Raw genomic sequence first — 14,501 nt, 5'->3', positions numbered from 1 at the left:
TATTTTTTTCACAAAAATTGTGATTTTAATCATTTGATATGTCACTTTTAATCTTGCCGAAACCCTATCTAGTTAGTGTTGTAAACGCTTACACCCAAAACTACAATTAGTTAGTGAAAAGGAGGCAATAATGGAAGCAAAAATTTCAGATTCAAGACAGATTGTGAATTCTAAAAAAAATAAATCTGTTAAAACAAATTTGCAAAAATTCGGTACTAAGCTCAGCGGAATGATAATGCCCAATATTTCAGCTTTAATAGCTTGGGGCTTGATCACTGCTATCTTTATGTCGGCCGGATGGTTTCCAAATGCTCATATAGCAACTTTGATCGATCCGATGAAAAATTATTTGATACCGCTTTTGATCGCTTATGTTGGTGGCCGAATGGTCTACGAAGAACGCGGAGCAGTTGTCGGCGCGATCGCCGTGATGGGTGTCATAGTCGGATCTAACATCCCAATGTTTTTGGGAGCTATGATCATGGGCCCTTTGGGCGGCTGGATTATTAAAAAATTTGATCAAATTTTTAAACAGCGTATTAAAACCGGTTTTGAAATGCTTTACGATAATTTTTCTGCCGGCATAATCGGTATGTTATTAGCAATATTTGGTCTATTTATCGTTAATCCTTTAGTCGTAGCTGGAAACAACTTAATCAGTGAAGGCGTCAATTGGATAATCTCAGTCAGAATGCTGCCGCTTGCTAATATTTTTATTGAGCCGGCTAAAGTTCTTTTCTTGAATAATGCCGTTGGTAATGGAATATTAGTTCCATTAGGTATTCAGCAAGCAGCTGCATCTGGCAGATCGATCCTGTTTTTACTTGAAGCCAATCCAGGTCCAGGTCTGGGAATATTGCTTGCCCTGATATTTTTTGGAAAGGGTATGGCTAAAGCTTCTGCACCAGGTGCTGCCATTATTCAATTTTTTGGCGGTATTCATGAAATATATTTCCCTTATATCTTAATGAAACCAGCTTTGATCTTAGCAGCAATTACTGGTGGAGTTACCGGAACCTTTACTTTTTCTATTTTAAACACCGGACTTAAAGCAGCTGCCTCGCCTGGTTCTATAATCGCTGTTTTACTGATGACACCGCGCGGCAATTATCTGCAGATCATAATCGGAGTCATCGCATCAGCTATCGTTTCCTTTATAGTGGCGGCGATCGTACTTAAATTTGATAAAAGTGAAGATCAAGACTTGGCTTCCAGTCAAGCAAAAATGCAGCAAATGAAAGCTGAATCTAAGGGCTTTTCTACTAGTGTTGGAAATGTATCGGCAAATACTGCCGACAATATTCAGAAAGTTATCTTTGCTTGCGATGCGGGAATGGGCTCATCAGCAATGGGTGCTTCTTTACTGCGTGATAAGTTCAAAAAAGCTGGACTAAACGATATTCCGATCACCAACACTTCCATCAGTCATTTGGAGGACGAACCTGATGCTCTTGTTATAACTCAGGAGGGTCTGGCAGATCGGGCTATGCAAAAATCACCATCTTCTCAACACGTTTCCGTTGGTAATTTCTTGAATAGCGATAAATATGATGAGATCATCAACATTTTTAAAAATAACGGTGCTGAAAAAAATGAAACACCTATTTTAAATGGTCAAAGTTCCGATACTCTTTCTACAAATGAAAATGAGGGAATCACCTACTCTGATATTTCTGAGATCGACTTTGCTTATGTCGGACAAATAAAGGGATCATCAACGATGGCCGCTTCCTTATTTAAAAATAATCTAAAAAGATTTGCAAAAGACATTCCTGTTAAAGTCTTAAACATCGAAGAGATAAGTGATGAGCCGGGGAAACTGGTAATCACTACTAAAGATATAGAGAGGAATAAAGGCGATCGATTCTCGAAAGCTCATTTGATAGGTTTGGATAATTTGATCGACACTGATCAGCTTGCTAAATTGATCAGTAGTATCAAATGATTTTTGAAGGTGATCATAGTGTCTCTATTATCACAGCGACAAAAAAATATCCTACTTCAGTTAGCAACCAGATCTGATGGTTTGAAGATCAAAGACCTAGCAGATTTGACCGCTGCCAGCAAAAGAACGGTCTATCGAGAATTACCGTTGATTGATAATTTTCTAAAAGCACGACGGATAAAATTAGCGGATCACAATGGTGTTTATTCGCTTGAAGGAAAAAAAGACGAACTCGAAAAATTGCTCGGCACTTTGTACAGCCAAAGTTCTAAACCCGAATTGACTGTCAGGCAAAGACAAGCGGCAATCGTTTCTATCCTATTATTGGATGATCAGCCGAGAAAGATATTGTCATTAGCCTTAAGACTGGAAGTCAGCGAAGGTACGATCCAGTCTGATTTAAAATCAGTCGAAAAGGCCCTTTTAAATTATGGTTTGCAACTGAGAGTTAAAAAAAGCTGTTGGTGTTGAAATTTTTGGCGATGAAGTTCAAAGAAGATTAGTTTTAGCTGGTATTTTAGCAAGTCAATTAAATGCCTATGAATTTTTCCGCTATTTGTCCGGTGATTCTGAAAGTTTAGATCGATCATTTTTTGCAAAGCTGATTCCTAAAAATATTTTGCAGAAATCTTATCAAGTTTTGCAAGAGACGCAATTAACGAACAAGACAAGATCTGATGTTCAGGAAGTTCAATTAGTTTTGATCCTATCAATATCATTGCTCCGTTTACAAAAACACGCTTTACAAAAATATCCAATAAAAGAACCGCAAAATCTTTTTAAATATCGCCGTGAAGCTTTGTCGATCTTTCAAAAATATAATCCAGCTATTAAAAGCAAGGTCACTACTGCGGAAATAGATTTCTTATCAGCAAGGTTCAAAGCTCTTGATTATTGGGTGGACCCGAGATCTTGGGATAATTTCTTCGATTTGAAAGTCAATTTGTTGGTTAAAAAGCTTATTCAGCTGGTTTCCGATCAAGTTGGCTGGAATTTCAGCCGTGATATCAATCTTTTCTCAAGACTTTCATCTCATATTTCATTGCTTTTACGACATAACGATATGAGTTTTCCAGCAGACAAAGTTGGCACTCTTGATGAAGTATCTGATAAATATCCAGAACTTTTAGATGCCATTAGTGATGGTTTGTCTAAGACTTTTCAAAACAATTATTTTCCAAATGCGGAAAAAGACTTGATCTTGCTTTATTTTGCTAATAGTTTTGAAAATTCTGAAAATATAAACGGTTTGCGCGCTCTGGTCATTTGTGCTAACGGTCTGGGAGCCGCAAGCATTCTTAAAAACCGTTTGAAACAAGAAGTACCGATCGTTAGTGACGTTGAAATAGCCAAAGTTTCTCATCTTCAAAAAATCGATCCAAGCAAGTTTGACTTGATCCTTTCAACTATCGATCTGCCGGGTTCTGATTGGAATTACCTTATCGTCAGTCCGCTTTTGCTTAGTAATGAAATCGCTAAGGTCAAAGATTATGTTTCAAAGATAAAGAAAACAGCCGTTAAACATTTTAATTTGAAAAATGTTGCTCAAGATCCTGCTAGTTCTTCAGTTTATCTTTCAAATATGTCTAAGCAGATAGATTTAAGTCAAAAACTGCTTTCGGAAATAAAGCTTGAGCAGATCGATTACAAAGGCAAAACAGACCTGAAGGATATACTGCAAAAAATCTTGAGCATTATTCCAACAGACCTAATAAGCAATAAAAAAACAGTTATTGAAAAAATGCTCAAAAGAGTCGATCAAGCTCCAGTAGGCATTCCGGATAGCTCAGTCGCTTTGATCCATACGACTGACAGCAGTGTTAAATTCCCGTTTTTTTCCATTTACCAATTGCAACATCCGATAATGATGAAATCGATGGATTATCAAAATATCCAGATAAAACGCATTTTGTTGATGGCCGCACCCGATTCAATGGACGGTTTTGAAAATAACCTAATGGCTTCGATAAGCAGTTCGATAGTCTCTAGTCATCATAATCTTGAAATTTATCAAAAAGCGGATCAAGCCACGATCAAAGATCTGATCGCCGATCAATTTCTTAAACAAATAGAAATAAATAAAGAAAGTGAGTTGTCACAATGATGAATTTAGATAAAAACATGATCCTTGTTAACCAGCAGGCCGCAAATCAAGAAGAAGCTATCAAACTAGCTGGAAAATTATTAGTCGATGGCGGCATTGCTCAACCGGAATATGTGAATTCGATGATCGAAAGAAATACTGATGTTTCGACCTATATGGGTAATTTTATAGCTATTCCTCATGGGACTGAGGATGGCAAAAAATTTATCAAAAAAACCGGGATATCAGTAGTTCAATTTCCGGATGGTGTAAATTTTTCTGATCAAAATGGCGAAGAACAATTGGTCACTGTTGTCTTCGGCATTGCCGGGATCAATGGTGAACATTTAAATTTATTGTCTCAGATCGCTTTGTTTTGCAGTGATGTTGAAAATGTTGTTCGTTTGGCCGATGCCCAGAAACCTGAGGACATTATCAATTTATTACAGGAGGTACATGAGTCATGAAAGCAGTTCACTTTGGTGCAGGAAATATAGGAAGAGGTTTCATTGGCGAAACGTTGGCGGATAACGGATTTCAAATCACTTTCATCGATGTTAATTCGGTCATTATCGACCAGCTTAATTCCAGGAATTCATATACGATCCAGCTTGCTAATGATGCTCAAACGAAAATAAAAGTTGAAAATGTTAACGGCATCAATAACAGCAAGGATCCTGATGATGAAGCTGCGGCTGCCATTGCGACTGCTGATATAGTTACTACTGCCATTGGTCCAAAAATATTGCCGATCATTGCTCCTTTGATCGCCCAAGGCATCGCTAATAGATTTAAAGCTGGTAACTTAAAGAAAATCGATGTCATAGCTTGCGAAAACATGATCGGTGCCAGCCAAATGCTTAAAAAATATGTTTACGAAAATTTGGATCCAGCGGTAAAAAAATTCGCTGATGAAAATATCGGTTTTCCAAACGCAGCTGTTGATAGGATCGTGCCTCGTCAGAAAAATGTTGATCCTTTGTTTGTCACAGTCGACGAATTTAAGGAATGGGTGATCGATCAAAGCCAGATGAAAAATCCACAATTAAAGCTTAAGACTGTTCACTATGCAGCTGATCTAGAACCCTTTATTGAGCGCAAGCTGTTCTCGGTAAATACCGGTCATGCCACAGTCGCTTATACAGGCAAATATGAAGGCTATTCCGATATAAATTCGGCGATAGCTGATCCGATCGTACTCGATCAGTTAAAAGCTGTTCTCAAAGAAACCGGTGATCTGTTGATCGCTAAGTGGCATTTTGATCCGGAACAGCACAAAGCATATCAGATGAGTATCATAAAACGTTTTCAAAATAAACATTTGTCTGATGATATTGCTAGAGTCGGCAGAAATCCGATCAGAAAACTTAGTTATAATGAAAGGTTTATTCAACCTATCAGAGAAGCAAAAGCACGCAATTTGAAATACACCGCTTTGCTTGATACAGTCGGCAAGATTTTTACCTTTGATCAGGCTGAGGATTCAGAAAGCCGCCAGCTGATGCAGATGATCAAAGATATGCCGATAAGAGAAGTCATACAAAACACTACTGGTCTCAGTGATCAGCAGTTGATCGATCAAATCGAACTATCTTATCAAAATGCTCTTCATGCTCATGCTGCAAGTGCCTGATATCGATAGTTTACAACCATTTTAAAACACCTTTGGGTGTTTTTTGTTTTTTCAAAAGTTCAGCAAGTATACTGGAAGGGATGGATAAAATTTTTGCTCAAATTGAAAAGGTCGTGCAAAGATTCGACGAATTAAATGAGCTGATTTCTGATCCGGATGTTATTTCTAACAGCGATCGCTATACTAAATATCTTAAAGAACTTGCGGAAATAACACCAGTTGTCAATGATTATCAAAATTATCAGAAAATCAGAAAACAGATCGAAGAGGATCGGGAACTTTTATCGGATAAGGAAATGGCTCCTTTAGTCAAAGATGAGCTCTCTGATTTGGAAACAAGGGAACGAAATTTGCAAGAAAAAATAAAAATCGCTTTGATGCCGAAAGATCCTAATGATGATAAAAATATCATTATGGAGATCCGCGGTGCAGCCGGTGGGGATGAGGCCAACCTTTTTGCCGGTGATCTTTTAAATATGTATTCTCGATACGCTCAATCTCAAGGCTGGGATTTTCAAATCGTTGATCATACTGAAGGCGAAGCGGGCGGTTTTAAAGAAGTCGTTGCAAATATATCAGGTTCAAAAGTATACAGCAAATTAAAATTCGAATCGGGTACTCATCGTGTTCAGCGGGTTCCGGTCACAGAAACACAAGGACGTATCCACACCAGTACGGCTACTGTCGCCGTTATGCCGGAATATGAAGATGTCAATACTGACGATTTGATCGATCCTAAAGATGTGCGCGAAGATGTCTATCGTTCTTCTGGTGCCGGAGGACAGCATATAAACAAAACTAGTTCGGCTGTTCGACTGGTCCATATACCAACAGGCATAAAAGTCGAAATGCAGGATCAGCGCTCGCAGCAACAAAATCGAGCTAAGGCTTGGCAGATTTTGCGTTCGCGTATTTATGATCATTTTGCCCAGGAAAATCGCCAGCAATATGATCAGGACAGACGGACTAAAATTGGTACAGGCGATCGTTCTGAGAGGATCCGTACTTATAATTTTCCACAGAACAGGGTCACTGATCATAGGATCAATTTAACTTTGAATAAACTGGATAAGGTCATCGATGGCGATCTTGAAGAGATCATCGATGCTTTGATAATCGCCGACCAAACAAAGCGCTTAGAGGAAATGATTTAATTATAATAGACATGATGTCAACTATTCGCCAGCTGAGAAATGAATTTTTTAAGGGTCCGATCGATCCGCAGATCATCGATACTTTTTTGCGTGGAAAACTAAATTTTAACAATACTCAGCTTCTTTTAAATTTTCAAAGCGAACTATCTTCCGATCAAGAAGACGATCTAGTGAGAGATTTTAAGCGGGTCGAGGCAGGTGAACCAGTTCAATATGTTTTAGGTTTTGCTGAGTTTTATGGTCGGTTTTTTTATGTCGATAGAAATGTTTTGATTCCAGAAGTTGAAACTAATGATCTTATCGACCATGTTAAAGATGCGGTTTTAGTACCGTTGAGTGATGATTTTTCGATCTTGGATGTTGGTACCGGCAGCGGTAATATTGCGATCAGTTTGGCTTTGGAACTCGATTGTAAAAAAGTTTTGGCAACAGATATCAGCGATAAAGCTTTAAAAGTAGCTAAATCAAATGCAAAAAAACTGCAGGCTGATCAAGTCAGCTTTTTGCACTCGGATCTTTTGGACGATATCAATGGTAAATTTGATCTGATCGTATCCAACCCGCCGTATGTTAGAAATGATTCAAGCGACCTTGAAAAATCAGTCGCTGAATATGAACCTGATCTGGCTTTGTACGGCGGTTCTGACGGGTTAGATATATATCGCCGGCTGATCCCGCAGATCGCAGAACATTTAAAAAACGACGGCTATGCTATTTTGGAAATGGATTACCGTCAGGGCAAGGATATTTCTAAGCTCGTTAAAAATGTTTTTCCTAGCTCAGAAATACAGATTTTTAAAGACGCTGATGGTCTTGACCGCTTTATTGCCTGGCGAAATTGAAACTAGGTCGTTTGTACGACTGATTTATATTGGAGAAAATAAAGAATGACAGATGTTTTGAAAGCTAATGATAAAGATTTGGATAAGGCAGCTGGTATTTTAGCCGCCGGCGGTGTTGTCGCTTTCCCGACTGAAACTGTTTATGGGATCGGTGCCGATGCTACGAACGCTTCAGCCGTTGATAAGGTTTTTGCCGCTAAAAACCGGCCGCATGACAATCCGCTGATAGTCACGGTGTCTGGACCGGAAATGGTCGATCGCTTTGCGAAAGTCGATGCTCGTGCAAAAAAATTGATGCAGACTTTTTGGCCAGGCTCGCTGACTTTGCTGCTGCCTTTGGTCGATGATCAAGTTTTGCCAAAAAATGTGACCGCTGGTTTGAATACTGCAGCTTTCAGAAATCCCGATAGCAAAGTTACGCGTCAGCTTATAACTTTGCTTAATAACCCGATCGTCGGCCCCTCTGCTAATCTTTCTACAAAGCCATCCCCGACGACTGCTGCCCATGTTTTGCATGATATGGATGGCCGGATCGATGCAGTTATCGATGATGGGCCTAGTCGGGTCGGGGTCGAATCGACCATCGTTGATCTTTCTGTCGCTGATCCTGCTATTTTAAGACCAGGGGCTGTTAGTGCCGACCAGATCGCTCAGGTTATCGGCCAAAAGGTCATCGATCCGACTTCGCCGATCGCCTTATCTGCATCCTCTGCTCCTAAAGCACCCGGCATGAAATATCGCCACTATGCGCCATCTAAACCGGTCGTGATCTTTGATCCCTTGGATAAGCAGGAATTAAAAGATCGATTGAATGAGACAGATGCAGTCGTTGCTTATGAGCAGCTCCTTTATTTCTTCGGTTTGCCTGCTTATAACAGCTGGTCTTTGGGTGCTACTCCGCAAACGGCAGCCGAAGAACTTTTTTCTGCCTTGCGTGCTTTTGATGATCGTCAAGGGATCGAAAGGATCTTCGTCCAGTCACTAGCTAAAAAAGGCATTGGCGAGGCTTATATGAATCGTTTAGAAAAGTCAGCTGGCGGTCAGCATTTATCGATTCAATGATAGTATAGAAAAGGGTTAAAAATGTCTAAATTTACTGTTATCGATCATCCGCTGATTCAACACAAATTAAGAATTCTGCGGGATAAAAACACTAGTACTAAAGATTTTCGCGAACTCGTCGATGAGATAGCTGCTTTGATGGCCTATGAGGTCAGCCGTGATATGCAGCTGGAAGATGTCGAGATCCAAACGCCGATCGCTAAGACGACTGTCAAACAATTGTCGGGCAAAAAAGTCGCAGTCGTGCCGATCTTGCGTGCAGGTCTAGGCATGGTCGATGGAGTCGTTAAGCTGATACCGGCCGCCAGGATAGGCCACATCGGCATGTATCGTGACGAAAAAACACTCGAACCGCATGAATACTTCGTTAAATTACCTGAAGATATCGATAAAAGAGAAGTTATTTTGGTCGATCCGATGCTGGCTACTGGCGGTTCGGCCAAGGATGCAATTGCAGCATTGAAAAAAAGAGGAGCGAAGACGATCAAATTGATGGTCTTAGTTGCCGCTCCGGAAGGTGTTAAAGCCGTGCAAGCAGCTTTTGGTGACGTAGATATCTTTGCCGCTGCTTTAGATGACCATTTGAACGAAAATGGCTACATCGTTCCCGGTCTTGGGGATGCTGGCGATCGTTTGTTCGGCACTAAGTGATATTTTTATGTTTGAAAAAAGAATTTTAAAGTTTCAAGGCACCCAGAATGTTCGCGACCTAGGCGGTTACCGGACGAATAATGGATCACAAGTTAAATGGCGTCAACTTTATCGAGGCTCCCGTTTGAGCAAACTTACTCAGCGTGATCTTCGTTTTTTAAAACGAAGAAAAGTTGCCGAGATCGTTGATTTTCGAAGCGCTGTTGAACGCCGCAATGAACCCGATATAGTGCCGAAGGGTGCTAAGGACATCATTTTGACGGTTTTGGGCAGGGACACTACGCATTCAACACAGTCAGCTGAAGAATTAGCTAAGGCCAGCAGCCAGCCTGATTACGGCTATCACGAAATGATAAGAACTTACCACCGAATGATCGCTGATGATTTTTCTCAAAAGGCCTATACCAAGTTTTTTGACTTGCTGCTGAAAAAAGATCCCGAACAGTCGCTGCTTTTTCACTGCACAGAGGGCAAGGATCGTACCGGTTTAGCAACCGCACTTTTTTATACAGCTTTAGGGGTCGATACAGATACGATCTACAAAGACTATTTGTTGACTAACGACATTTTAAGGGAAAGGCTGGATCAGCGTTTGGAAAAAGCATCGAAATATGGTGCCTCGCAAGCTGATCTTGATAATATCGAAAGCTTTATGAGCGTTGACGCCGATTATCTGTCAGAAGCCTTTTCGACGATGGCTGATCTTTCTGGTGACCCAGAAAATTATTTAGCTGAATATCTGCATTTAGATGACAGCAAGATCCAAATACTGAGAAATAAATATTTAGTTTGACGACCGGGTTTTACCTGGTTTTTATTTTATAAGTGATTCTCTTTTCAATTGGTCGACAAAAAAATGGATCTCCTTTTTTGGCAAAGTATTTCGGTAGACGAAACTGATGATGAATTGCGGCAGTTCATCTCCTTTTATTTTCAGCATCTTCAAGCCTTCATTTTTTTCGATGGCAATATCAGCAAAAAAACCGATACCGGCTTTCTCTAAGATCATTTTTTTCAAAATATTTATATCTGGCGAACGATAGATTATTTTTGGAAAAACTTGATACCTTTCTTCCAACTGGTTAAAGGCCAGCGGGTGGACGTTGCCCTCTTTTAAGGCGACAAAGGATCGGTCGGCTAATTGAGAAAAAGAAACCTCATCTTCTTGTGCCAATGGATCGTCCTTTCTGACAACGATCCGGTATGGGCGACGATCTATCTCAATGGCAGTCAGTTCCGGAGAACTGATCGGTTCTTTCGATGATATCAAAGCGATATCGAGTTTGCGGTTTTTTAGAGCGTTCAAAAGCAGGTCAGAACCAGCTTCGTGGGTCGAAATATTTTTCAAAGCCGGGTTCTCAATAAAATGTTTCATTAGTCTGGAAAAATAATAATTACCGATTATTTGCGGTAATCCAAATTGGATCTCCGGCAAAACCAGCTGATCGATCTCGTCGTGAGCGGCCAAAATCTGCGTAAGGATCCTTTCTGTGTACTTTTCGAGGATCTTACCGGCTTTCGTCAATTGAACGCGGCCATGCGAATGATTCCTGGTAACTAATTCTTGTTTAAATTCTTTTTCCAATCGCTGGATGGCATAAGAAATAGTTGGTTGGCTGACATTGAAAAAAGCTGCCGTTTGTGAAAACGACTCCACTTTGGCCAGGCGCTGAAAATACTCTAAATCAGTGAATTTCATATAAATTTATTTTATCTCTTTTGCAGCTTTTGACTATATCAGCTGCGATAAAATATCCTGAATCTGTTTGTTTATTAGGAGAGAGAAATGACAGATCCAGTAGATATTTTAAACGATCCCTTTAAAAACAAAGGAACCGCTTTTACTCAAGAAGAACGCAAAGCACTGGGCTTGCAGGGACTTTTGCCCTCATGTGTGCAAACTATTGATCAGCAAGCTGCACAAGCCTATGCTCAATTTCAAAGCAAAGCTGATAATCTAGAAAAAAGACTTTTCTTGATGGAACTTTTCAACACCAACCACGTGCTGTTCTATAAGCTTTTTTCACAACACGTCGTTGAATTCATGCCGATCGTCTATGATCCGACTATCGCTGATACGATTGAAAATTATTCTGAACTTTTCGTTGAAACACAGGGAGCTGCTTTTTTGGATATCCAGCATCCAGAAAACATCGAAGCCAGTTTGAAAAATGCCGCTGACGGTCGTGACATAAAATTGATCGTCGTCACTGATGCTGAGGGCATTTTAGGTATCGGCGACTGGGGTGTTCAAGGGGTCGATATCGCCGTTGGAAAATTGATGGTCTACACCGTGGCTGCAGGACTTGATCCAAAGAGTGTCTTGCCGGTCGTGATCGATGCCGGAACCAATAATCAAAAACTTTTAAACGATCCTTTGTATTTAGGAAACCGTTTTAACCGTGTTCGCGGTCAAGCTTATGATGATTTTATCGATACTTTTGTTGAAAAATCGGAAAATCTTTTTCCAGATATGTATTTGCATTGGGAAGACTTTGGGCGTTTGAATGCCGCAAATATTTTGAATAGATATAAAAATAAGATCGCCACTTTTAATGATGATATCCAAGGAACCGGTATCGTTGTCCTTGCCGGCGTTTTGGGTGCTTTAAAAATTTCCGGTCAAAAATTGACTGATCAAACTTATATGAGTTTTGGTGCTGGAACTGCCGGAATGGGTATCGTTAAACAGCTTCATCAGGAAATGGTCCAACAGGGTCTAAGCGAGCAGGAAGCCAAAAAGCATTTTTATCTGGTTGATAAGCAAGGTCTGCTCTTTGATGATGATCCTGATCTGACTCCGGAACAGAAGCCTTTTGCTGCTAAACGCAGCGATTTTGCCGATAGCGATCGGCTAACTGATCTTTTATCGGCTGTTAAAGCTGTCAAACCAACTATTTTAGTCGGTACTTCTACTCATCCGGGTGCTTTTACCAAAGAAGTTGTTGAAGAGATGGCCAAAAATGCAGACCGGCCGGTTATTTTCCCGATCTCCAATCCAACGAAATTAGCAGAAGCAAAGGCAGAAGATGTTTTGGCTTGGTCTGACGGCAAGGCCTTGATCGGTACGGGTATTCCGGTCGCCGATGTTGAATATAAAGGAGTTGAATACCAGATCGGCCAAGCAAACAATGCCTTGATCTATCCAGGCCTCGGTTTTGGTGCTATTGCCGCTGATGCCAAATTGCTGACGCCTGAGATGATATCAGCCGCTGCACACAGTTTGGGCGGAATCGTTGATACGCAAAAAGCCGGTGCCGCAGTTTTGCCGCCGGTTTCTAAATTGGCAGAATTTTCGAAAACGGTTGCTGTGGCTGTGGCCCAAAAAGCTGTTGAACAGGGAGTTAACCGTCATCCTATCAGCGATGTTAAAAAGGCGGTAGAAGATCTGAAATGGGAGCCTGAATATTAATCATGGATGCTTTTATTACAAGTGTCGAGAGCGTTGTCGAAATCGTTTTGGTGATCGCGCTCGGCTATATTTTAAGAAGAAACGGCCGCTTAGCTGATAGTTTTAAGGGCAGCATTTCTTATTTGATCATGAACATTGCATTGCCGCTATCGATTTTTGTCAGTGTCTTGCGCTACTTGACTCGTGATCGTTTGATCAGTCTTTCAAGCGGACTGATTTTCGCTGCAGGCAGTTTTGCGGTCAGTTATGTATTGGCTTATATCTTGATGAAGCTTTTTAAGATCCGTCCCGGACGGCGGGGAACATTTATCAACATGTTTGCGAATGCTAATACTATTTTTATCGGTCTGCCTTTGAATACAGCACTTTTCGGTCAAAGAGCGATGCCTTATTTCCTGGTCTATTATGTTATGAATACTGTTTCGACTTGGGCGATCGGTGTTTTCTTTATTTCTAATGATGATCCGACAAAAAATAAAAGCGAAAAGCAGGCTTTCAATTGGAAAAAATTACTGCCCATGCCTTTAGTCGGTTTTTTGATTTCGCTAGTGTTTCTTTTATTGGCAATACCGGTCCCGACTTGGATCCTCAATACTTTTTCAATGGTAGGCGGTATCGTGACGCCGATGTCGCTGATCTATATCGGAATAGTTTTGGCTGATGCAGGTTTAAAGTCGATCCATTTCGACCGCGATTCGATTTTGGCCTTGCTCGGACGTTTCGTTTTTGCCCCGATAGTGATGATCGCTATCCTTCATCTATTTGCCGGTCAGATGCCGCATCTGGAATCGGCAACTTTGATAATTCAATCTGCAGCACCTGGACTGGCCGTTTTGCCTATTCTGGTTGGTCAAAGTCATGGAGATGTTGAATATTCGACTAATGTCGTGACTAGTTCGACAGTTCTGTTTATCATTGTTGTCCCGATTTTGATGCAGCTGGTCGGCTAAAATTTTATAATATTGATGTTAATGGAAAACTTGTCTAATGACAGGTTTTTATTTTATTTTCAAAGGAGAAATATTAGATGGGCAAAGTTAAGGAAAGCTTGCCGGTCGTGGTTTTATTGGGTACTGTGACTGGTTATGTCGATGCGATCACTTTTCAGTATCATGGTGGTCGTTTTGCCAGCATGCAAACAGGAAATTTGATCCAAAGCGGCATCAGTCTGGTAAAAGGGCAGTATCTGCTGGCGGCCAGCTTCTTTTTTTCGATCGTGATGTTTTCTTTAGGAACTATTTTGAATTTGTTTATCCGGCGCCGTTTTAATAAAATGGCTTGGGAATTGATCTCTTTGCTGGTCCAGATGACCGGTATCGCTTTAGTCGCTATTTTTGCAGAACAGCTGGGTCGGACGGTCTTTGTCTATTTATTGGCTTTTTTTATGGGCATTCAAGCTGACACTTTTTCCAAATTGAATGGGTCTCCGGTCACAACGGTCATGTCGACCGGTAATGTTAAAAACGGTGCCCAAAAGTTGGTACTGGCCTTTATCGATAAGGACAAAAAGACTTTGAAAAGTGCTTTTGATTATACTTGCGTCGCTTTGAGTTTTTTGCTGGGAGCATTTATGTCGACGGGTCTGGTCGATCTATTTTCCAGCCAGCGCGCTTTGATCGGTGCTAGTTTTTTGCTGCTGGTGATCATGATCATGCTTATTAGAGAAAAGTAGTTTTTCAAAGAAAAAAGATAAAGTCTAAAATAGATTTATATGGTATC

14 protein-coding genes are annotated in these 14,501 nt (G+C 40.6%); 13 read left to right on the top strand and 1 reads right to left on the bottom strand.

What is annotated here, in order from left to right; all coding sequences use genetic code 11:
• Positions 1-160: 160 nt before the first annotated feature.
• The 10 genes from ACKP2L_RS07485 to ACKP2L_RS07440 all read left to right on the top strand — a co-directional run bounded on the left by ACKP2L_RS07485 (position 161) and on the right by ACKP2L_RS07440 (position 10,163).
• Positions 161-1,945, top strand: a complete 1,785-nt coding sequence (locus ACKP2L_RS07485; protein ID WP_439426227.1) for a PTS mannitol transporter subunit IICBA — start codon at positions 161-163, stop codon at positions 1,943-1,945.
• Between the two features lie 18 nt (positions 1,946-1,963).
• Complete coding sequence (locus ACKP2L_RS07480) at positions 1,964-2,416, top strand: hypothetical protein (RefSeq protein ID WP_439425235.1); 453 nt, start codon at positions 1,964-1,966, stop codon at positions 2,414-2,416.
• An 85-nt stretch (positions 2,417-2,501) separates the two neighbouring features.
• Entirely contained in the window at positions 2,502-4,049 is a 1,548-nt protein-coding gene (locus ACKP2L_RS07475) for a PTS sugar transporter subunit IIA (RefSeq protein ID WP_439425234.1), read from the top strand.
• Positions 4,046-4,495: a PTS sugar transporter subunit IIA gene (locus ACKP2L_RS07470; RefSeq protein ID WP_439425233.1), complete on the top strand. Its 450-nt coding sequence runs from the start codon at positions 4,046-4,048 to the stop codon at positions 4,493-4,495. The genes ACKP2L_RS07475 and ACKP2L_RS07470 overlap by 4 nt, the downstream gene beginning before the upstream one ends.
• Positions 4,492-5,661 (top strand): mannitol-1-phosphate 5-dehydrogenase, encoded by a 1,170-nt coding sequence (locus ACKP2L_RS07465; protein ID WP_439425232.1) that lies wholly within the window; start codon positions 4,492-4,494, stop codon positions 5,659-5,661. The genes ACKP2L_RS07470 and ACKP2L_RS07465 overlap by 4 nt, the downstream gene beginning before the upstream one ends.
• Before the next feature lie 80 nt (positions 5,662-5,741).
• On the top strand, positions 5,742-6,815 hold the full coding sequence (gene prfA, locus ACKP2L_RS07460) for a peptide chain release factor 1 (protein WP_439425231.1): 1,074 nt from the start codon (positions 5,742-5,744) through the stop codon (positions 6,813-6,815).
• 11 nt (positions 6,816-6,826) lie between these two features.
• Positions 6,827-7,657, top strand: a complete 831-nt coding sequence (gene prmC, locus ACKP2L_RS07455) for a peptide chain release factor N(5)-glutamine methyltransferase (protein ID WP_439425230.1) — start codon at positions 6,827-6,829, stop codon at positions 7,655-7,657.
• Between the two features lie 45 nt (positions 7,658-7,702).
• Positions 7,703-8,719 carry an L-threonylcarbamoyladenylate synthase gene (locus ACKP2L_RS07450; protein WP_439425229.1) on the top strand — a complete coding sequence of 339 codons (1,017 nt, stop codon included), beginning with the start codon at positions 7,703-7,705 and terminating at the stop codon, positions 8,717-8,719.
• A gap of 21 nt (positions 8,720-8,740) precedes the next feature.
• Positions 8,741-9,370 (top strand): uracil phosphoribosyltransferase, encoded by a 630-nt coding sequence (gene upp, locus ACKP2L_RS07445; RefSeq protein ID WP_439425228.1) that lies wholly within the window; start codon positions 8,741-8,743, stop codon positions 9,368-9,370.
• Positions 9,312-10,163 (top strand): tyrosine-protein phosphatase, encoded by an 852-nt coding sequence (locus ACKP2L_RS07440; RefSeq protein ID WP_439425227.1) that lies wholly within the window; start codon positions 9,312-9,314, stop codon positions 10,161-10,163. Before upp ends, ACKP2L_RS07440 begins: the two co-directional genes overlap by 59 nt.
• A 21-nt stretch (positions 10,164-10,184) precedes the next feature.
• On the opposite strand, the gene ACKP2L_RS07435 is transcribed toward ACKP2L_RS07440, so the two are convergent.
• Positions 10,185-11,069 carry a LysR family transcriptional regulator gene (locus ACKP2L_RS07435; protein WP_439425226.1) on the bottom strand — a complete coding sequence of 295 codons (885 nt, stop codon included), beginning with the start codon at positions 11,067-11,069 and terminating at the stop codon, positions 10,185-10,187.
• An 87-nt stretch (positions 11,070-11,156) separates the two neighbouring features.
• Here ACKP2L_RS07435 and ACKP2L_RS07430 point away from each other — a divergent pair, with 87 nt between their 5' ends.
• From ACKP2L_RS07430 to ACKP2L_RS07420, 3 genes are all read left to right on the top strand, one after another.
• Entirely contained in the window at positions 11,157-12,782 is a 1,626-nt protein-coding gene (locus tag ACKP2L_RS07430) for a malolactic enzyme (protein ID WP_439425225.1), read from the top strand.
• A gap of 2 nt (positions 12,783-12,784) precedes the next feature.
• Positions 12,785-13,732 (top strand): AEC family transporter, encoded by a 948-nt coding sequence (locus ACKP2L_RS07425; RefSeq protein WP_439425224.1) that lies wholly within the window; start codon positions 12,785-12,787, stop codon positions 13,730-13,732.
• 77 nt (positions 13,733-13,809) lie between these two features.
• Positions 13,810-14,454, top strand: coding sequence for a YoaK family protein (locus ACKP2L_RS07420; protein ID WP_439425223.1), 645 nt, complete (start codon positions 13,810-13,812; stop codon positions 14,452-14,454).
• Positions 14,455-14,501 lie beyond the last annotated feature (47 nt).

Origin of the sequence: Oenococcus alcoholitolerans (assembly GCF_051852995.1) — a bacterium.
GTDB lineage: Bacteria > Bacillota > Bacilli > Lactobacillales > Lactobacillaceae > Oenococcus > Oenococcus alcoholitolerans.
This window is presented reverse-complemented; position numbering and strand designations above follow the sequence as displayed.